Below are 18,765 nucleotides of genomic sequence, written 5' to 3'. Positions count from 1 at the left end.
GCTGCTTGGGCCGGTGATCTGGCTCACAGCCAAAGCTAGAGATACTTTTGACGGGCGTCAAGCAAAAGTTGAAAACTACGTGTCAATCTTTTCCGGCGTGACATGCAGAAGATCTTCGTGCTATCACTTACTCATGAGCACGCCCACCGGTACCGAGTCCGCAGCCTCTGAGGCCGGCGGCAGCCTGTCCCGCGCCGGCGACCTCTTCCAGCTCCTGCGTGACGGCAAGGCCCGGACCCGCGCAGAACTGGCCCTGACCACCGGGCTGGCCCGCTCCACCGTCGCTTCCCGCATCGACGCGCTGATGGTCTCGGGGCTTGTTGGCCCCGCCGGGGAGGCGAGCTCCAGCGGCGGCCGCCCGCCGTCGCGCTTTGCCTTCAACCCGGCCGCCCGCGTCGTGCTGGCGGTGGATGTCGGGGCCACACACGTGATCATTGCCGTCACGGACCTCAGCGGTAAAGTGCTCGCGGAGCGCCGGCTGGCGCAGGATGTCGCCGAGGGGCCGGTGGTTGTCCTGGACCGCGTGATCGAGGAAGGGCTGCGGCTGCTCGGCGAGGCCGGCCGGGGCATTGCGGATCTGGCCGGCGCCGGGATCGGGCTCCCGGGGCCGGTGGAACACGCCACCGGCATGCCGGTAAAGCCGCCAATCATGCCCGGCTGGGACGGGTTCGACGTCGTCCGCCATGTCCAGCGGTCCCTTCCGGTCCCGGTCCTGGTGGACAACGACGTGAACATCATGGCGCTGGGGGAGCGCACGGCGCACTGGCCCGAGGACGAAAACTTCCTGTTCATCAAGGTGGCCACCGGCATCGGTGCGGGCATCATCAGCAGCGGCCAGCTTCAGCGCGGGGCCAACGGAACCGCCGGCGACCTCGGGCACGTCCGGGTTCCGCGCGGCGATGACGTGCTGTGCCGTTGCGGCAACTACGGGTGCCTCGAAGCCCTGGCCTCCGGCCCCGCCGTCGCCAAGGCGCTGACGCAGCAGGGCCTGCCGGCGCACGACGGCGGCGATGTGCTGCGGCTCGTCGCGGAGGGGAACCTGCAGGCCATCCAGGCGCTGCGGCAGGCCGGCAGGGACCTCGGCGACGTCCTCTCCACGGTGGTGAACCTGCTGAACCCCTCGGTGATTGTGATCGGCGGAAGCCTCGGTCAAGCCGGCGAGCACCTCATGGCGGGGGTCCGCGAGGTGGTCTACCGGCGCTCGCTGCCCCTGGCCACGACGCACCTGCGGATCGGTGTGTCCAGGGCCGGGGACCAGGCCGCGATCCTCGGCGCCAGCCAGATGGTCACGCAGCACGTGCTCTCACCCGCCATCATTGAGGCGACCCTGCAGGCCACGGGCTAGGGGTGTCCCGGGAAGCGGTGCGCCCGGAAGCAGTGCCTCCGGAAGCGTCACATACCGCAGCCGCGGCGGGGGCCCGTGATAGCAATGGGACTGATGAAAGCATATTTCTGCCCGCCCGCCGGGCAGCGGCCCACCCCGTGAGCGGGACCAGGGCGCCGCGCGGCTGGCTCCTCATGCTCGCGATCGGGCTCATCGCGCTGAACATGCGCGGCCCGTTGGTGGCTGTTGCCCCGGTGATCGCCCAGTTGGAGGACGATCTCGGGTTCACCCCGGTGGAATTGGGATTCCTGACCGGGATCCCGGTGCTGTGCTTTGCCCTGGCCGCGCCGCTGGCCTCGCTGGCCGGGCGCAAGCTGGGTCCCGAGTTCGCCATCACCCTGACCCTGCTCGGCGTGCTCTTCGGCGTCGTGGTCCGCTCGGCCGGCGGGGGCGCCCTGGTCATGCTGGGCACCGTGATCCTCGGCGTTGCCATCACGATCGGCAACATCGTGGTCCCGCTGATCATCCGGCGTGACTTTACCCCTGCCCGGCAGGGCGCGGCGATGGGCACGTACACCGCGGCGCTGAATATCGGCTCGTTCCTGACCTCCATGGTGTCGGCGCCGCTGGCTGAACTCCTGGGCTGGCGGCCCGCGATTGCCGCGAGCGGCCTCTTCGCGGTGGCGGCGGCCGCCGTCTGGGTGATCGCGGTTGGCCGGCGGGCGTTCATTCCTGTCGCCGTCCCCGCGACGGACCCGCGCCGATCCGGCAAGCTCACGTCCCGGTGGATCACGGCAGCACTGACCTTCGGGTTCGCCGGGCAGGCGTTCTCCTACTACGGCGTGACTGCCTGGCTGCCGAGCCTGCTGACGGACGAACTCGGCATGGCCCCCGCGGCCGCCGGGGCAGGGTCCTCGCTGTTCCAGATCCTGGCCATTGTGGGCGGACTGGGCGTGCCGCTGGCGGCCCGTTTCGCCAGCACGACGGCGGTGGGCCTCGCCCTTGGGCTGCTGTGGCTCACTGTACCGGTGGGCCTGTTGCTCGCTCCGGAGCTGTGGTGGCTGTGGTGTTCCTTCGGAGGGGTGGCCCAGGGCGGCGGCATCACGCTGATCTTCCTGGCCATTATCCGGCTGGCCCGGGACCAGGCCTCGGCGGCCCGGATGTCCGCCGTCGTCCAGGGGACGGGATACTCCTTCGGGGCCGTGGCGCCAACCCTGCTGGGCTACGTCCACGGGGTCACCGGCGCCTGGACCGGACCGCTGCTGCTGATCCTGTGTTCCGTGTGCGCGTTCATCCTGGGCACCGCACTGTCCCTGCGCCGAGTGCCGAAACCGCACTAGCGCGTGTCGCCTGACCTTCGCCCAGTGTTCGTGGCGCGCTGATGGTGTGGCTCGGCTGAGGTGTTGTCGGATGCGCAGTGGGCTCGTGTCGAGCCGTTGATAATCGTTGCGTTGCAGCGGGCTCGTGTGCCAGCCTCGAAGTGATCCCGTCGCCGGGGCGACGACGGGCGACAGAGAAGGAGCACGGCATGGGACTCATCCATATCGACCTGTTCACCACACTCGACGGCGTCGCGCAGGCGCCCGGCGGCCCGGACGAGGACGCTGAGGACGGTTTCGCGTTTGGTGGCTGGCAGGCGCCCCTCTTCGACGAGGTCGTCGGCGAGCAGATCGACTCCGGGATGGCGGGGATGGACGCGCTGCTGCTTGGGCGCCGGACCTACGACATTTTCGCCGCGTACTGGCCGCACGCGGAGGGAGACATTGCGAGGCTGTTCAACCGTCTCCCGAAATACGTGGCCTCGCGCCAGACGCCGACCCTCGAGTGGGCCGGCTCCACACTGCTCGGTCCTGATGTCCTCGCCGCCGTGCGCGAACTGCGCGACCGGCACGCGAACATCCACGTCATCGGCAGTCTCGACTTCGTGCAGACCCTGTTCGCCGAGCGGCTCTTCGATCGACTCACGCTCTGGGTCTATCCGATCCTCCTCGGCGGTGGAAAGAAGGTCTTCGCCGACGGGGTGGTTCCGACGAACCTCACACTCATCGAGCCCGTGGTCGCCTCACCGAAGGGCGCGGTGCTGCAGCGCTACGCGCTCGCCGATGGCACGCCTGGCGTCGGCGACATGTCGGCCATCGTTTAGGAGGGCTAGCGCGGTCTCCCAACAGGAGCTAAGGCCCATGTCCGCGAGGAACATGGGCCTTAGCTGACAACTCGACGCCGTTGTCGAGCTGCAGAGGTGTTCCGTTGCTGGGCTGCCACCCGGATTTCGGGCTGCCTGTTGCGAGGGGCGGGCACCCCAGCAAACGGAATTCTTTGCGGACCCGGCCGCCCGGGGCCTTTGGGTCCTACGCCGGGACCAAGGCTGCCTTCCCGCGGCTGGGGCCGGCGCCGTCGCGCGCTTCATGCAGGAAGCGGTCATAGGCCGGCAGCGTCAGGAAGGCCGGGAACTCGGTGCTGAGGGTGACTTCCTCGAAGATGTCCCGCGAGTCGGCGAAACGGTCCCCCTCGAAGCGCTCCAGCTTGGCGAATTCCTCGTCCAGCATGTCCTCGACCCATTCCCGGGTGATGACCTCGCCGTGGTCGGTGATGGCCCGGGAGAAGATCCACTGCCACAGCTGCGAGCGGGAGATCTCCGCGGTGGCGGCGTCCTCCATCAGGTTGTGGATGGCCACCGCGCCGTTGCCGCGCAGCCATGACTCGATGTAACGGATCCCCACTTCAATGTTGTTCCGGATGCCCTGCTCGGTGATGGTTCCGGTGGTCGCGGAGACGTCCAGGAGGGCGCGGTCGTCCGGGGTGACGTCTTCGCGGAGGCGCCCGAGCTGGTTCGGGCGGTCGCCGAGGACGCCGTCGAACACCTCGCGGCAGACCGGCACCAGGTCCGGGTGCGCCACCCACGAGCCGTCGAAGCCGTCTCCGGCCTCACGGGTCTTGTCCGCGCGGACCTTCTCGAAGGCGATCGTGTTGGCCTCCTGGTCTTTGCGGTTGGGGACAGCCGCGGCCATGCCGCCGATCGCCATGGCGCCGCGCTTGTGGCAGGCGCGCACGAGCTGTTCGGTGTAGGCCCGCATGAACGGCTGGGTCATGGTGACCTGGCTGCGGTCCGGCAGCACGAAGCGGGGGCCCCGGGTGCGGAAGTTCTTGATCAGGGAGAAGATGTAGTCCCAGCGGCCGGCGTTCAGGCCCGCGGCGTGGTCGCGGAGTTCGTAGAGGATCTCCTCCATTTCGAACGCCGCGGTGATGGTCTCGATCAGCACGGTGGCGCGGATGGTCCCTTGCGGGATGCCCAGCAGGTCCTGGGCCAGGATGAAGATGTCGTTCCACAGCCGGGCTTCGAGGTGGTTCTCGATCTTCGGAAGGTAGAAGTACGGTCCCTTGCCCTGGGCGATCAGGCGCCGGGCGTTGTGGAAGAAGTACAGGCCGAAGTCCACGATCCCGCCGGCAACCGGCGTGCCGTCGATGAGCATGTGCTTTTCCGGCAGGTGCCAGCCGCGGGGACGGACCACAACTGTGGTCAGTTCCCCGGCCGGGCGCAGCTTGTACTCCTTGCCCTCGGGCGAAGTGAAGTCGATCCGGCGCTCCAGCGCATCCGTGAGGTTCAGTTGGCCCTGGATCACGTTGCGCCAGGACGGGGTGGAGGAGTCCTCCATGTCCGCGAGCCACACCTTGGCGCCGGAGTTCAGCGCGTTGATGGTCATCTTCTTATCGACCGGCCCGGTGATTTCCACGCGGCGGTCTTCCAGTCCCGGGGCCGGGGGAGCGACGCGCCAGTTCGGGTCGTTCCGGACGGCCTCGGTCTCGCGCAGGAACCGCGGGTCCTGGCCTTTGGAGATCTGCTGGCGGCGTTCCTGCCGGGCCTGCAGCAGCTCCTGCCGACGCCCGGCCGTGGCCCGGTGCAGCTTGGCCACAAACGCCAAAGCGTCCGGGGTAAGAACCTCGCTCTGCCGGCAAATCGGCTGCGCGGTCAGCGTGATCCCGTTGATGGTGAAGTTGTCAGTGAAGCTGTTCATCTCAATCTCTCCTTGGAGAAGCAAAAGTTCGACGGCGGGGTGCGGTTTGGGGCCGAAAAAGGCAATCCTCCGCGTGCTCCCCGTCCCCGCCGCGGGCCTCGCAGAGCTCGGCCGGGCGGGGACAGGGCCCCTTTTACGCACGCTTCCGGATCACCTTTCCCGGCCCCCGGTGGCATCGGCACCATGGGTGCCTGCCGCCGTCATGCCTTCGGGTGAGCGGAATCAACGGCTCACCTTGGGCGGGAGTGGGCCCACTGCCGTCGGGTTCCCTCGCGAGCTTGCGAGCGGAGGGGGCGGCTGGGGATTAGTGGAACTGGCCTTCTTCGGTGGATCCCACGAGGGCCAGGGTGGATGCGTTCGGGTTGAGCGCGGTGGCGATGTCGTCGAAGTAACCCGTGCCGACTTCGCGCTGGTGCTTGGTGGCGGTGTAGCCGCGGGACTCGGAGGCGAATTCCTTCTCCTGCAGCTCGACGTAGGCGCTCATGCCTTCCCGGGCGTAGCCGTGGGCGAGGTCGAACATCGAGTAGTTCAGGGCGTGGAAGCCGGCCAGGGTGATGAACTGGAAGGTGAAGCCCATGGCGCCGAGTTCGCGCTGGAACTTCGCGATCGTGGCGTCGTCGAGGTGCTTGCGCCAGTTGAACGAAGGGGAGCAGTTGTAGGAGAGCATCTGGTCGGGGAACTCGGCCTTGACGGATTCGGCGAACTTGCGGGCAAGCTCCAGGTCCGGGGTGCCGGTCTCCATCCAGATGAGGTCCGAGTACGGGGCATAGGCCTTGGCGCGGGCGATGCAGGGTTCGATCCCGTTGCGGACCTTGTAGAAGCCTTCCGGGGTCCGCTCGCCGGTAACGAATTCCTTGTCACGCTCGTCGACGTCGGAGGTGATCAGGGTGGCCGCCTCGGCGTCGGTGCGGGCGATGATGACCGACGGCGTGCCGGCGACGTCGGCGGCGAGCCGGGCCGCGTTCAGCGTCCGGACGTGCTGCTGGGTGGGGATCAGGACCTTGCCGCCGAGGTGGCCGCACTTCTTCTCCGAGGCGAGCTGGTCTTCCCAGTGCACGCCCGCGGCGCCGGCCTGGATCATGGACTTCATGAGCTCGTAGGCGTTCAGCGGGCCGCCGAAGCCGGCCTCGGCGTCGGCCACGATCGGGACCATCCAGTCCTCGACCGTCTGGATGCCTTCGGAGAACTCGATCTGGTCGGCGCGGAGCAGCGCGTTGTTGATGCGCCGGACCACCGTGGGGACCGAGTTGGCGGGGTAGAGCGACTGGTCGGGGTAGGTGTGGCCGGAGTTGTTGGCGTCCGCGGCGACCTGCCAGCCGGAGAGGTAGATGGCGCGCAGCCCGGCCTTGACCTGCTGGACCGCCTGGTTGCCGGTCAGCGCGCCCAGGGCGTTCGTGTACTTGCCGGTGCCGTGCTCCTCCGTGAGCTGCTTCCACAGCTTTTCGGAGCCGCGGCGGGCCAGTGTGTGTTCCTCGGAGACGCGGCCGCGGAGGCGGACGACGTCCGTTGCCTTGTAGTCACGGGTCACACCTTCCCAGCGGGGGTTGGCGGCCCACTCGAGCTCCAGTGCGGCGGCCTGCTGCTCGGGCGTCTGCTGGGTGGGCTCAAATGCTGCAGTCATCTTTGTCTCCTTGGTGGGTCCGGGGCCGGCCAGTCTGCGTCTCTGCAGATCCTGGCTGGTTGTTCCGGATGGTGAATCTTTCCGTGAGATCTACTTTTCTTCACTTTCCAAGGGGTTTCTAGACCACAGCACTGGAAAGAAATGCACTTCTTCGCATATTCTCAAGAAATGCACTCAACCAGCTGGAACCGCCAAGCTTCGTCCGTGCCGTCGCCCGCCGCGCCGGAGGTGGACGTCATCAGCATGGGCCGCCGCGTGCGCCATCTGCGCAAGGCCGCCGGGCTCACGCTCGATGACCTGAGTGCCGCCGTCGGGACCGCCCCAAGCCAGCTGAGCCTGATTGAAAACGGCAAGCGCGAGCCCAAGCTTGGCCTGCTCCAGCAGCTTGCGGCCGCGCTCGGGGTGAGCATCGATGAACTGCTCGGGGCGGAGCCGCCCAACCGCCGCGCGGCCCTGGAGATCGAGCTGGAACGGTACCAGCGCAGCCCCATCTACGAGTCCTTGAACCTGCCGAAGATCCGCATCAGCTCGCGGCTTCCGATGGATGTGCTGGAGTCGATGGTGGGCTTGCAGCACGAGCTGGAACGCCGCCTCAACGAGCAGGTGGCGACGCCGGAGGAGGCCCGCCGCGCGAACGGTGAACTGCGGGCGATGATGCGGGAGCGGAACAACTACTTCCCCGAGTACGAGGCTGAGGCGCAGAAGGTCCTGGCCTCGGTGGGCCACACGAGCGGACCGCTGTCCCACCACGTCATTGCGGACATCGCCGGGCACCTCGGGTTCAGCCTCCACCACGTGGGGGATCTGCCCCATTCCACGCGTTCGGTGACCGATCTTAAGAACCGCCGAATTTACCTCACGCAGAACGGCCGCAGCGATCACGACCCCCGTTCGGTGCTGCTGCAGGCGCTGGGCCACTACGTCCTGGGCCACCAGACGCCCAACAACTACGGCGACTTCCTCATGCAGCGCGTGGCCACGAACTACTTCGCCGCCGCGCTCCTGCTGCCCGAGCAGGCCACCGTGGAGTTCCTGCAGCGGGCCAAGCAGGCGAAGGAAATCGCGGTCGAGGACATCCGGGACGCCTTTGCCGTGTCCTACGAGACCGCCGCGCACCGCTTCACCAACCTGGCCACCCAGCACCTGGACATCCGCACCCACTTCCAGAAGACGCACAAGAGCGGCATCATCTACAAGGCCTACGAGAACGACGGCGTAACGTTCCCGCAGGACCACACCGGCGCCATCGAGGGCCAGTTCTCGTGCCGGAACTGGACCTCCAGGGTGGTGTTCGACGTCCCGGACAAGTTCAGCGCGTACAACCAGTACACCGATACCCCGGCCGGGACCTACTGGTGCACGGCCCGGACGGAACGCTCCGCGAACGGGGAATTCTCCCTGTCCGTGGGTGTCCCGTATGCGCATGTCAAGTGGTTCCGCGGCCGCGACACCACGGAGCGGTCCAAGTCCACCTGCCCGGACGAAAGCTGCTGCCGCCGCCCGCCCGCGTCGCTGACCGCCGAATGGGCCGGCAACGCGTGGCCCTCGGCCCGGGCCCACTCCCACCTGCTGGCCGCGATGCCCCCTGGTGCTTTCCCGGGCGTGGACGAGACCGAGGTCTACACCTTCCTGCAGGCGCACTCGGGGAACTGAGCCTCCCTTGGGGGTGGCTGTCAGCAGCGCGGACTATATTGGCCTGTGTCAGCTCATCGATCCACCTCGCGGGAGCGTGCACCCATGGCCAAGGAACTTGCCACCCAGCTCATCGAACAACTCCAGGCTGCCGGTGTGCAGCGGATCTACGGGATCGTGGGGGACAGTCTCAACCCGATTGTCGACGCCGTCCGCAAGACCGGCGGCTCGCAGCAGGGCGGCATTGACTGGATCCATGTCCGGCATGAGGAGGCGGCTGCGTTCGCCGCGGCGGCGGAAGCCCAGCTGACCGGCCGGCTCGCGGTGTGCGCAGGCTCCTGCGGGCCCGGCAACCTGCACCTGATCAACGGACTGTATGACGCCAACCGCTCCGGGGCGCCCGTGCTGGCCATCGCCTCGCACATTCCCAGCAAGCAGATCGGCAGCAGTTTCTTCCAGGAAACCCATCCGGACCGGCTCTTCAATGAATGCTCGGTCTACTCCGAGCTCATTAGTACCGCGGAGCAGGCGCCGCGGGTCATGCACAGCGCCATCCAGCACGCCGTCGGGCTCCGGGGCGTCGCGGTCGTGACCCTGCCCGGTGATATCGCCGGGCTGGAGGCGACAGCTCCAACCCCGGCCGCTGCCGCGTTCCGGCCGGCGACGCTGACGCCGGACCCCGCCAGCGTTCAGGAACTGGCCGACGCCATCAACGCCGCCGAAAAGGTCGCGATCTTTGCCGGGGCCGGCGTCGAGGGCGCGCACGACGAGGTGGTGGCGCTCGCCGGGCTGATTGCGGCGCCGATCGGCCACAGCCTCCGCGGCAAGGACTTCATGCAGTACGACAACGCGTATGACATCGGCATGACGGGACTTCTGGGCTACGGTGCCGCGGCCGAGGGCATCGAGGATGCGGACCTGCTGATCCTGCTGGGTACCGACTTCCCCTACGACCAGTTCCTCCCCGGCACCCGGACAGCGCAGGTGGACCGGGCCGCGCACAAACTGGGGAGGCGGACCGACGTCGACGTCGCCGTGCACGGCGACGTGCTCCCCACGCTCGCTGCCCTCATGCCGTTGCTCAAGGCCAAGAAGAGCCGGCGTTTCCTCGACTCCATGCTGAAGAAGCACGACCGGCTGATGAACAAGGCCGTGGGCGCGTACACCCGGAACGTAGGGACAAAACAGCCGATCCACCCGGAATACGCGGCCTCGCTGCTGGACCAGGTGGCGGCGGCGGACGCGATCTTCACGGCTGACACCGGCATGTGCAATGTCTGGACCGCCCGGTACATCAACCCGCTGGGCACCCGCCGGCTGATCGGCTCCTACCTGCACGGGTCCATGGCCAACGCGCTGCCGCACGCGATTGGCGCCCAACTGGCCTACCCCGGCCGGCAGGTGGTCTCGGTCTCGGGCGACGGCGGCCTGTCCATGCTCCTGGGCGAGCTCATCACGGTCGCCGCGCACCGGCTGCCGGTCAATGTGGTGGTCTTCAACAACTCCACCCTGGGCATGGTGAAACTCGAAATGCTGGTGGACGGGCTGCCCGACTTCGGCGTCGACGTCCCGGACGCCAACTATGCGGACGTGGCCCGGGCCCTGGGTTTCCACGCCGTCCGGGTCACGGACCCGTCCCGCGTCGAGGCCGCGTACCGGGAAGCTTTCGCCCACCCCGGCCCGTCGCTCGTGGAGCTCATCACGGATCCCAAGGCGCTGTCCCTCCCGCCGAAGATCAAGGGCGCGCAGATCCTGGGCTTCGCCACGGCCATGTCCAAGGTGGTCCTCAACCGGGGCGCCGGCGAGGCCGTCAGCATGGCACGGAGTAACCTGCGGAACATCCCGCGGCGCTGAACCAATATCCAAGTAGCTGGAGACATTCCGGCGAACTGAGCACCAATGAGGCGAGGGGAGTGGTCATGAAGAGTCACCGCATGGCAAGAATTGTGGCGGCGGGGACCATCGTGGCGCTCACAGCGTGTTCGCCCCCGCCGCCGGCGCTGTTGAAGGCCGACGGCGTTGAGCGGGTTGCGGTGGACCGCGCCGCGTACGCTGCCGAACTTCAGGCATTCCGGGCATCCGCCCTGACGTTGGGAGCCGCCCTCCTGGCCGACGGCGGTGAAGGGTCCGAAGGCAACGTGGTGTCGTCCCCGGGCAGCCTGCTCATAGCCCTCGCAATGCTGAGGGCAGGGGCCTCCGGGGACACCGCCGTCGAAATGGACAAGGTGCTTGGGCTCCCGGACGCCAACCGGGATGAGGCCATGAACGCCCTGCTCGGGTCGCTGGCGGCGTACGACGGCGATCCCGGCACGGTGGACGAAAAGGACCCGCCCCGGAAGCCGGTCATGCATGCGGCCAATGGCTTCTTTGTGGACAAGGATGTACCGACCGGAAAGAACTACCTGGAAACCCTCGCCAGGCACTATGGCACCGGGGTGTACCCCGTGGCCTTCCGGGATGAGGGCGCCACCAAGCCTGCACTGGATGCCTGGGTAGACAAGAACACGGGCGGCCGAATCAAGAAGGCACCCGCGGAGTACGATCGCGACAACACTTTCAGCCTGCTCAACGCCCTGTACTTCGCCGCGGCATGGCAGTCGCCTTTCGACCCCAACGACACCTCGGACGGACCCTTCACCAAGTCAGGTGGCGAGGAAATCAGCGTGCCAACGATGCACAACGAGCTGGAGCTGGCCTATGCGGAGGGTGCTGGCTGGCGGGCGGTGGAGCTGCCGTATGCAGAAGGTTTTGCCATGCGGCTGGTGCTGCCCGGTCCCGGCTTAGGACCGGAGACCCTCACAGTCGCCAAGCTGGCGGAGATTGCGGCGGCCCTGGACACGGCCCCGGAAGTCTCCGTGCAGATCTCCCTGCCCAAGTGGGACCACAAGAGCAGCTTCGAGCTTCGGAAGGTATTCGAATCGCTGGGGCTGGCCAAGACCTTGGTCACCACCGAAGACTTCGACGCCATCCAGAGCAGGCTCACCATCACGCAGGCCGCGCAGGCCGCCAACATCACCGTTGCGGAGAAGGGAACGGTGGCCGCGGCGGTGACGCAGATTAACGGTGCCGTGACCGGTGTGCAGCCCCTCCCGGACCAGACCATCGACTTCGACCGGCCGTTCCACTACCAGATCGTGCACACCGAGACCGGGCTCCCGCTCTTCATGGGGACGGTTTCGGACCCGCGCTGACGGGTAGCCACCGGGATCCAAATCGCCGGAAGCTCTCCAGTCCGCTGTAAACTTCCGGCGAACTGGAGGGGCACCGGCGAACTCGGCGGCTTGGCGTGTCGCTCCGGCGACCTTGAGGTCAGGAACCCCTGCGTTCCCGGGCCAGGGCCGCGGCGACTTTTCCGATCAGCTCGTACGGGACAGGCTTGCGCAGCGGGAACTTGAGCGTGCCCTTCGCGGCGCGGTACGGCGCGATTTCCGCGCTCAACGAGTGGTCGCCGTCGGGCGCGGGGTAGACGGAGATGTGGTGCGCCCAGCCCGCGAAATACACCACGTATTTGTCGTCGAGCGTGATCGTCGGGATGCCGTAACTGATCATCTCTCCTGATCCTGGTACCGCGGCATGGCAGCGCCGCCGGATCTCCTGCAGCACGTCCTGCACTTCGGCAGGAAACGAGGCGATGTACTCCTCCACGGACTCAAAATGCTGTGCCATTGCCGTTCCCTCCGACGATCCCCTGCAACGAGTTAGCGCGGCCCGCCCTGCCACAAGGCATCGAACGGGGCACCCGAGGCCACCCGGTTCCGGATTCCGGCGGTCACAAACAACTTCGCCGTGCGGGCGGCGGCCAGCGGCGTCGCACCCTTGGCGAGCTCGGCCGTCACGGCAGCGGCCAGCGAGCACCCGGCGCCCGACACGGCCACCTCGCCCACCTTCGGGGCGGACAGGACTTCCAGTGTTTCGCCGTCGTAGTAGACGTCGACGGCGTCGGGGCCTTCCAGCCGCACGCCGCCCTTGGCGAGCACCGCGGCGCCGCTGAGCTCATGGATGCGGACCGCGGCGGCCTTGAGGGACTCGACGTCGGTGATTTCCAGCCCGGAGAGCGACTCGGCCTCGAAGTGGTTCGGCGTGACGAAGGTGGCCAGCGGTAGGATGTGGGACTTGAGCGCCTGGTCGGTATCCAGGGCGTGCCCCGGTTCCTGGCCCTTGCAGATCAGCACCGGATCCAGCACCACGTTGGCGAACTGCCCGCCGGCCAGCGCCGCGGCCACGGTCGAAATCGTCGCCGGGCTGCCCAGCATGCCGATCTTGACGGTGTCCAACACGGCCGGTGCGCCGGACGCGGCACCGTAGGCCGCCGTCGTCGCTTCCAGCTGGTCCGCGATGACCTGCTGGTCCACCGGGACGAAGCGGTGGTTCCAGTTGTCCTTGGGGTCGAAGGACACGATGCAGGTCAGATTGGCGATCCCGAAGACGCCGAGTTCCTGGAACGTCTTCAGGTCAGCCTGCGCGCCGGCGCCGCCGGTCGCTTCGGAGCCTGCGATGGTCAGCGCGACGGCGGGGGAGGAGAAGGCGTCGGCGGCGGTATCGGCAACTGCCAGGGCAGCGGAATCGAATGCGGTAGAAGTCATGGTCCCATCCTGCCATCCCGCCAAAACCACCCGCATTGTGCTCATGAACAGGCATTCCATGAACAGTATGAACAAAACTTTAGTGTTCCGAATCACGCGGACTAGGGTGGCGGACGGTGTTGCTTACTAGCGGCGCCGGATCCAGGAAGGTTCATTGATGAGCACCCCACTGTCCGAAGCGGCCCAGACCCGGAAAGCCGTCGGCAACATCCTCAAGGGCTCGGCCGGCAACCTTGTCGAGTGGTACGACCTCTACGTCTACACCGTCTTCGCGGCCTACTTCCAGGCGCACTTCTTCAACTCCACGGACGAGCTCCAGGCAGGTCTGGAGGCGATGGCCGTCTTCTCGACCTCGTTCCTGATGCGCCCGATCGGTGCCTGGTTCTTCGGCCGGTACGCCGACCGCAAGGGCCGCAAGGCCGCGCTGACGCTGAGCGTGACCATGATGTCCGCGGGCTCCTTCGCCATCGCCGTGCTGCCCACCCAGGACGTGATCGGCCTGTGGGCCCTTATCCTGCTGGTCCTGATCCGCGTGATCCAGGGCTTCTCCGTGGGCGGTGAGTACGGCACCAGCGCCACGTACATGTCCGAGGCTGCCACCTCCAAGCGCCGCGGCTTCTTCTCCAGCTTCCAGTACGTCACGCTGATCGGCGGACAGATGCTGGCCCTGCTGGTCCTCGTGGTCCTGCAGAACGCCATGCCCAAGGCCGAGCTGACCGACTGGGGCTGGCGCATCCCGTTCGCGATCGGCGGCGTGGCCGCCCTGGTGGTCCTGTGGCTGCGGCGCTCCATGGAGGAGACCGTCTCGGCCGAACAGATCGAGGCAGCAAAGGCCCCTTCAGTGGCGGGCCAGGCGCAGCCCGGAACCATGAAGCTGCTGTTCATCAGCTACTGGAAGCCGCTCATGATCTGCATCGGGATCACCCTTGGCGGCACGGTGGCGTTCTACACGTACACCAACTTCATCCTGAAGTTCATGAACGATACGTCCGGCATCGCCAAGACGGACACCTCGGTCATCAACTTCTGGGCGCTTTTCATCTTCATGCTGCTCCAGCCGGTGTACGGCATCATTTCGGACAAGGTGGGCCGCAAGCCGCTGCTGCTGTGGTTCGGCATCACCGGCGTCCTGTTCACCTGGCCGCTCTTGTCCGCGCTCGCCGGCACCAAGGATCCGATGACCGCGTTCCTGCTCATGATGGGCGGCCTGCTGATCGTGGGCGGCTACACGTCGATCAACGCCCTCGTGAAGGCCGAACTGTTCCCTGCGTCCATCCGTGCCCTCGGCGTCGGTCTGGGCTACGCGATCGCCAACTCGCTCTTCGGCGGCACCGTCCCGCTCATCGGGGCGGCATTGCAGAAGGCCGGCCAGGAAGAACTGTTCTTCACCTACGTCACCGTGGCCATCGGTATCTCCCTGCTGGTCTACATCTTCGCCCTGAAGAACAAGAAGTCCACGCACCTGGACGACGAGCAGGGCCACGCCTGGGCGCCGGCGGCTGTCGACGCGGGCGCGGACAAGGGCAAGGGCACGGGAACGGACGAGAACAAGGACCTCATCGACGCCTCGCGCCGCTAGGCGCCACAACACTGAGAGTGCTTCGGGGGAGAACGACGGCGGGTCGGCGGCTAGGGAACGTAGGTTCCGGGAGCTGGCGGCCCGCCGTCGTCGTTGATGCTGGCGCCGGTCGGGTGTCGGCTCTGGGCGGCGACCGCCCGGCCCCAGGCCTTACTGGGCGTTGTCTGCAAACCGCAGTTGCAGGACTGTGGCGGCGATGCCTGCTATGAATGTCGCCGCGAGCACCACGTAGCTGCCCGCTGGGAGCGAACCGACCGGGTCGGCCACCATGCCGATCAGCAGCGGGACGATCGAGTAGGGGAACCACTCCGCCCAGCCGGTCTTGCCGAACAGATTGCCTAGGGCCAACATCACGAGCGAGAAGGCGATGGGGGCCACTTCGCCGCGGCTCCAGACGGCGATCCAGGCGATCACCGGCGCGAGCAGGAACGAGATCGCCGCGGCTAGGAGCACGTTTGCGATTCCGGTCCCGGCCAGCCGCGCCGAGAACCCCGGCAACCCCATCGCCAGTCCGATCCCCATCGCCTCGACGAGGACAATGACGACGAGCGCCATCCACCACACCGCCGCGACAGCCAGCTTGGCCGCGGCGAACCAGTGACGGGCCACGGGTAGCGCGAGCATGTTCTTGGCGGTGGCATCACGGTATTCCCGCCCAAACAGGTAGGCGACGATGAATGCCAGCAGCAGCATCCCGCCGACACCGAAGACCAGCGTGAGCATGTAGAAGTATTCAGGCCACGTCGCCTCAAGCCCGGCGAGGCTCGCTTTGGTGCCCAGAAGCCCCAGCTGGGCCGCCCGCCCCGGTTCGCGCACGATCCACATGAACAGCGCGATGCCGAGCGGCATTAGCGCCAGCACCGCCAGCGTGGCCCACGTCGCTTTGGCGCGGCGAAGCTTCATGAACTCGGTGGAGAGCACCCGTCCGAACATCAGGTAACCCCACTCTTTGGGCCGTCGCCCGTGCGCGCGAGGAAGTAGCGCTCCAGATCCAGTGTGAGCAGCGACTGCTCGCGCTCTTCCTGAGTGTAGGCGTCGGTCGCGAAGGCGCGTGCCTTCGCGGCGAGTTCTTCGCGCGACGACTCCTCGATGAGGCGGCCGTCGTGGACGATGCCGATACGGTCGGCCAGGTGAGCGACCTCCGCGAGGATGTGACTGGACATGAAGACGGTGACGCCGCGCCCGTCGGCGAGCGAGCGGAGCAGCTCACGGATCTCGACGATACCGGCCGGATCGAGGCCGTTGGCCGGCTCGTCGAGCACCAGCAGCTCGGGGGAGTGCAGCAGAGCGCGGGCGAGGGCGAGGCGCTGCTTGTTGCCGAGCGAGAGCTGCCCGGCGCGCCGGTCTTCGTACGGCTTCAGGCGCAGCAGCGCGATCGAATCGGCAACGGATCGTGCCGGCGAGCCGGTGAGGCGGCACTGGATATCGAGGTTCTCGCGCACCGTGAGGTTGGGGTAGGCGGTCGCGGTCTCGACGAGGAAGCCGACGCGCGCGAACACGCTCGTCTCGCCAGGCATGATGCGCCGGCCGAGGACGCTCACCTCCCCACTGGTCGGTCGGATCAGGCCGAGCAACATGCGGATTGTCGTCGTTTTACCCGCCCCGTTCCTGCCGAGGAACCCGTAGATTTCGCCGCGGCGGACGTCGAGGTTGAGCGAGTCGACGGCGGTGACGTCGCGGTAGCGCTTGACGAGGGCGCGCGTCGAAAGCGCGGTGTCAGGCATGGGTCTCGTCCATGGCCCCATCCTGCCACCACGCCCGGAGCGTTCACAGGGTGAGGGCAAGCCGCGTGAGGAGAGGCAGTGCGGGGGCCGCCGGCATGTGGCCCGGCGGCATCGAAATCGCCGGGAGCGCGCCGGGTCGACCTCGGGCGTTTCCGGCGAACTCGCGGCTACAGGCCGTGCCCGCGCCGCCGTGCCCAGACTGCCCGCGCCGCCGGGTGCGAGAATGGAGGCGGTTCCGGCGGCTTGTGCAACCGGAGCCGTCCAGTGCTAATAAAGCCGGCCGCCCAGCGTGTTCCCCTTGCGGGCATGGGCCGCCGAGCGAACCACTACGAATGGAATGCCCATGACTTCCGCCAAGACTTTCCCGGCGTCAGCCGCGCCGAGGTTCGCCTCGATCGGCTCCCCGTATTTCGGCATCATGCTGGCCGTCATGGCCGTAGTGCTGATCCTGTCCAACATCGGGGCGTCCAAGGGCGTGGCGATCGGCCCGGTCATCACGGACGGCGGCTTCTTCCTCTTCCCGCTGGCGTACATCCTGGGCGATGTCATCAGCGAGGTCTACGGTTTCAAGGTGGCGCGCAAGGCCATCGTCACCAGCTTTGCGCTGTCCATCTTCGCGTCCCTTTGCTACTGGATCATCATCGCCCTTCCAGGGTTCGGGGACGAGTACGGTTCCTCCAAGCAGGCAGCTCTGGAGGGTGCCCTGGGACCGGTCCCGCAGATTGTGCTGGCATCGCTTTTGGCCTTCCTTGCCGGCCAGACCATCAACTCCTGGATCCTCGTGAAGATGAAGGCGCGGACCGGGGAAAGGTCCCTGTGGGCACGCATCATGGGCTCCTCCGTGGCAGGCGAATTCGTGGACACTCTGATCTTCTGCAGTATCGCCGCGTCCGTGATCGGCATTACCGACGCCGCGATGTTCGTGAACTACGTCCTCGTGGGCTTCCTTTACAAGACCCTCGTGGAGTTCGCCTTCGTGCCGCTGACCGCGCTCGCCATCGGCTGGGTCAAGAAGGGCGAACCGAGCTACGGGGCCTAGAAGTCTGCCGTCGGCCGCCGGAAATTTACGGCGAGCTCGGGCGTCTCCCGCGAATTCGACGGCGGGAGGACAGCTGGCAGGCGACGGCGGGAGGCCAGGCTGTGTCAGCCGGAAACGCGGGCCGTGGTGCCGCGGACGATGAGATCCGGCGCGATCAGCTTGCGCTCAGGCTCGAGGGTGGGGTCCTGGATCCGTGCCAGCAGGGCGTTTGCGACGTCGGACCCGACAATGTCGCTTCGGTTGTCCACGGAGGTCATGTCCAGGTACCGCGACTTGGCCAGCGGGGAGTTGTCGTAGCCGATCACGGAGAGCTCTGCCGGGACGGACAGGCCGCGGGTCTTGGCCGCGGCGAGTGCGCCCAGGGCCATGGTGTCGTTGGCGGTGAACAGGGCGGTCGTGTCGGGGTGGTGGTCGAGTAGCCAGCAGGCGGCGGCGTAGCCATCCTCCTCCGAGGTCCCCTGGGATTCACCGGCGATCCGGACCTCTGCGCCGGCCTCAACGATGCCGCTGCGGAAACCCTCCCTCCGGTGGGCTGCGGCGCCGCCGGAGCCCGAGAGGTGTCCGATCCGCGTGTGGCCGAGCCCCAGCAGGTGCTCCGCCGCCATCCGGCCGCCGCCGTCGTCGTCGTTCGTGATGAGCCCGGCGCCGGCGGGAACCCCGTTCCGCCAGCCGGCGACGACGGCGGGAACCCAGGTCCCGGCCATCATGGACTCACTCGGCTCGGCGGCGATGACCAGGCCCTCCACATGCATGGACAGCAGGCCGTCCACGGCCTCCGTGATGCGGTTCTCGCCCGGGCGGGAATCGGCGAGGGTGACCTGGTAGCCGTGGGGCGAGAGGGCAGATTCCATGCCCCGCAGGAGGTCCACGAACCAGGGGTTCCGGAAGTCGTCAATGATCAGTCCGATGCTTTTCGTCTGGCTGCTGGCGAGCGTGGTCGCCGCCCGGCTGGGCCGGTACCCCAGCTCCGACATGGCCGCCCGGACCGCCTCGCGGCGCTTCTCGCTGACCTTCGACGGGTTTTGAAGCACGAGCGACACCAGCGACGGCGAAACTCCGGCGCTCTTGGCGACATCGTAGATCGTCGGGCGGCGGGTTCGAGGGGTATTCAACGACATCTGCAGAGCCTTTCACGTCTCATTCGAGGATAGCCGGTCAACCATTGACAGGACATATGCACATAGCTACGCTTTTGTTCAGCGCCAGTTTTTGTAGCGCTCCAATTTTCTAGCGTCGGGCCGTCGGCCTGG

The 18,765-nt window shown here is 67.2% G+C and carries 15 protein-coding genes; 8 read left to right on the top strand and 7 right to left on the bottom strand.

Annotation, left to right across the window (positions count from 1 at the left end; translation table 11 throughout):
* Positions 1–133 precede the first annotated feature (133 nt).
* The 3 genes from AC1DZQ_RS17785 (at position 134) to AC1DZQ_RS17775 (ending at position 3,467) form a co-directional block, all read left to right on the top strand.
* Positions 134–1,345: an ROK family protein gene (locus AC1DZQ_RS17785; protein WP_476964737.1), complete on the top strand. Its 1,212-nt coding sequence runs from the start codon at positions 134–136 to the stop codon at positions 1,343–1,345.
* A gap of 173 nt (positions 1,346–1,518) precedes the next feature.
* Complete coding sequence (locus tag AC1DZQ_RS17780) at positions 1,519–2,664, top strand: MFS transporter (protein ID WP_476964797.1); 1,146 nt, start codon at positions 1,519–1,521, stop codon at positions 2,662–2,664.
* A 188-nt stretch (positions 2,665–2,852) separates the two neighbouring features.
* Positions 2,853–3,467, top strand: a complete 615-nt coding sequence (locus AC1DZQ_RS17775; protein WP_476964736.1) for a dihydrofolate reductase family protein — start codon at positions 2,853–2,855, stop codon at positions 3,465–3,467.
* A gap of 205 nt (positions 3,468–3,672) precedes the next feature.
* Here AC1DZQ_RS17775 and aceB read toward each other — a convergent pair whose 3' ends face one another.
* Both aceB and aceA read right to left on the bottom strand, forming a co-directional pair.
* Positions 3,673–5,337 carry a malate synthase A gene (aceB, locus tag AC1DZQ_RS17770; protein WP_476964735.1) on the bottom strand — a complete coding sequence of 555 codons (1,665 nt, stop codon included), beginning with the start codon at positions 5,335–5,337 and terminating at the stop codon, positions 3,673–3,675.
* 304 nt (positions 5,338–5,641) lie between these two features.
* Complete coding sequence (gene aceA / locus AC1DZQ_RS17765; protein ID WP_476964734.1) at positions 5,642–6,958, bottom strand: isocitrate lyase; 1,317 nt, start codon at positions 6,956–6,958, stop codon at positions 5,642–5,644.
* A gap of 141 nt (positions 6,959–7,099) precedes the next feature.
* Here aceA and AC1DZQ_RS17760 point away from each other — a divergent pair, with 141 nt between their 5' ends.
* The 3 genes from AC1DZQ_RS17760 (at position 7,100) to AC1DZQ_RS17750 (ending at position 11,781) form a co-directional block, all read left to right on the top strand.
* Positions 7,100–8,611, top strand: coding sequence for a helix-turn-helix domain-containing protein (locus AC1DZQ_RS17760; RefSeq protein WP_476964733.1), 1,512 nt, complete (start codon positions 7,100–7,102; stop codon positions 8,609–8,611).
* 84 nt (positions 8,612–8,695) lie between these two features.
* The gene (locus AC1DZQ_RS17755; protein ID WP_476964732.1) at positions 8,696–10,444 is read left to right on the top strand and encodes a pyruvate dehydrogenase; all 1,749 of its coding nucleotides are present in this window, start codon (positions 8,696–8,698) and stop codon (positions 10,442–10,444) included.
* Between the two features lie 80 nt (positions 10,445–10,524).
* Positions 10,525–11,781, top strand: coding sequence for a serpin family protein (locus tag AC1DZQ_RS17750; protein ID WP_476964731.1), 1,257 nt, complete (start codon positions 10,525–10,527; stop codon positions 11,779–11,781).
* Positions 11,782–11,899: 118 nt separating this feature from the next.
* Here the strand turns inward: AC1DZQ_RS17750 and AC1DZQ_RS17745 are convergent, their stop codons facing one another.
* Together AC1DZQ_RS17745 and AC1DZQ_RS17740 are read right to left on the bottom strand one after the other, a co-directional pair.
* Entirely contained in the window at positions 11,900–12,256 is a 357-nt protein-coding gene (locus AC1DZQ_RS17745; protein ID WP_476964730.1) for an iron chaperone, read from the bottom strand.
* 32 nt (positions 12,257–12,288) lie between these two features.
* On the bottom strand, positions 12,289–13,173 hold the full coding sequence (locus AC1DZQ_RS17740; protein WP_476964729.1) for a hydroxymethylpyrimidine/phosphomethylpyrimidine kinase: 885 nt from the start codon (positions 13,171–13,173) through the stop codon (positions 12,289–12,291).
* Positions 13,174–13,330: 157 nt separating this feature from the next.
* Here AC1DZQ_RS17740 and AC1DZQ_RS17735 point away from each other — a divergent pair, with 157 nt between their 5' ends.
* Positions 13,331–14,752 carry an MFS transporter gene (locus AC1DZQ_RS17735; RefSeq protein WP_476964728.1) on the top strand — a complete coding sequence of 474 codons (1,422 nt, stop codon included), beginning with the start codon at positions 13,331–13,333 and terminating at the stop codon, positions 14,750–14,752.
* A 150-nt stretch (positions 14,753–14,902) separates the two neighbouring features.
* Here the strand turns inward: AC1DZQ_RS17735 and AC1DZQ_RS17730 are convergent, their stop codons facing one another.
* Together AC1DZQ_RS17730 and AC1DZQ_RS17725 are read right to left on the bottom strand one after the other, a co-directional pair.
* On the bottom strand, positions 14,903–15,673 hold the full coding sequence (locus tag AC1DZQ_RS17730) for an ABC transporter permease (RefSeq protein WP_476964727.1): 771 nt from the start codon (positions 15,671–15,673) through the stop codon (positions 14,903–14,905).
* Positions 15,674–15,684: 11 nt separating this feature from the next.
* Entirely contained in the window at positions 15,685–16,476 is a 792-nt protein-coding gene (locus tag AC1DZQ_RS17725) for an ABC transporter ATP-binding protein (protein ID WP_476964726.1), read from the bottom strand.
* A gap of 343 nt (positions 16,477–16,819) precedes the next feature.
* Here AC1DZQ_RS17725 and AC1DZQ_RS17720 point away from each other — a divergent pair, with 343 nt between their 5' ends.
* Positions 16,820–17,515, top strand: coding sequence for a queuosine precursor transporter (locus AC1DZQ_RS17720; RefSeq protein ID WP_476964725.1), 696 nt, complete (start codon positions 16,820–16,822; stop codon positions 17,513–17,515).
* Positions 17,516–17,619: 104 nt separating this feature from the next.
* Here AC1DZQ_RS17720 and AC1DZQ_RS17715 read toward each other — a convergent pair whose 3' ends face one another.
* Entirely contained in the window at positions 17,620–18,633 is a 1,014-nt protein-coding gene (locus tag AC1DZQ_RS17715) for a LacI family DNA-binding transcriptional regulator (protein ID WP_476964724.1), read from the bottom strand.
* Positions 18,634–18,765: the final 132 nt, after the last annotated feature.

The sequence above is a fragment of the Arthrobacter sp. P1_C12_2 genome, from assembly GCF_056406415.1.
Note: the sequence above shows the minus strand (reverse complement) of the source record. Positions and strands in the feature narration are given on the sequence as shown.

What these genes read in the sequence shown, in the direction of transcription:
- AC1DZQ_RS17760 (WP_476964733.1), top strand. Translation starts at nt 7,100, where the DNA reads ATGCACTTCTTCGCATATTCTCAAGAAATGCACTCAACCAGCTGGAAC.
- aceA (WP_476964734.1), bottom strand. Translation starts at nt 6,958, where the DNA reads ATGACTGCAGCATTTGAGCCCACCCAGCAGACGCCCGAGCAGCAGGCC.
- AC1DZQ_RS17780 (WP_476964797.1), top strand. Translation starts at nt 1,519, where the DNA reads ATGCTCGCGATCGGGCTCATCGCGCTGAACATGCGCGGCCCGTTGGTG.
- AC1DZQ_RS17745 (WP_476964730.1), bottom strand. Translation starts at nt 12,256, where the DNA reads ATGGCACAGCATTTTGAGTCCGTGGAGGAGTACATCGCCTCGTTTCCT.
- AC1DZQ_RS17720 (WP_476964725.1), top strand. Translation starts at nt 16,820, where the DNA reads ATGACTTCCGCCAAGACTTTCCCGGCGTCAGCCGCGCCGAGGTTCGCC.
- AC1DZQ_RS17750 (WP_476964731.1), top strand. Translation starts at nt 10,525, where the DNA reads ATGGCAAGAATTGTGGCGGCGGGGACCATCGTGGCGCTCACAGCGTGT.
- AC1DZQ_RS17735 (WP_476964728.1), top strand. Translation starts at nt 13,331, where the DNA reads ATGAGCACCCCACTGTCCGAAGCGGCCCAGACCCGGAAAGCCGTCGGC.
- AC1DZQ_RS17740 (WP_476964729.1), bottom strand. Translation starts at nt 13,173, where the DNA reads ATGACTTCTACCGCATTCGATTCCGCTGCCCTGGCAGTTGCCGATACC.
- AC1DZQ_RS17785 (WP_476964737.1), top strand. Translation starts at nt 134, where the DNA reads ATGAGCACGCCCACCGGTACCGAGTCCGCAGCCTCTGAGGCCGGCGGC.
- AC1DZQ_RS17755 (WP_476964732.1), top strand. Translation starts at nt 8,696, where the DNA reads ATGGCCAAGGAACTTGCCACCCAGCTCATCGAACAACTCCAGGCTGCC.
- AC1DZQ_RS17715 (WP_476964724.1), bottom strand. Translation starts at nt 18,633, where the DNA reads ATGTCGTTGAATACCCCTCGAACCCGCCGCCCGACGATCTACGATGTC.
- AC1DZQ_RS17775 (WP_476964736.1), top strand. Translation starts at nt 2,853, where the DNA reads ATGGGACTCATCCATATCGACCTGTTCACCACACTCGACGGCGTCGCG.
- AC1DZQ_RS17725 (WP_476964726.1), bottom strand. Translation starts at nt 16,476, where the DNA reads ATGCCTGACACCGCGCTTTCGACGCGCGCCCTCGTCAAGCGCTACCGC.
- aceB (WP_476964735.1), bottom strand. Translation starts at nt 5,337, where the DNA reads ATGAACAGCTTCACTGACAACTTCACCATCAACGGGATCACGCTGACC.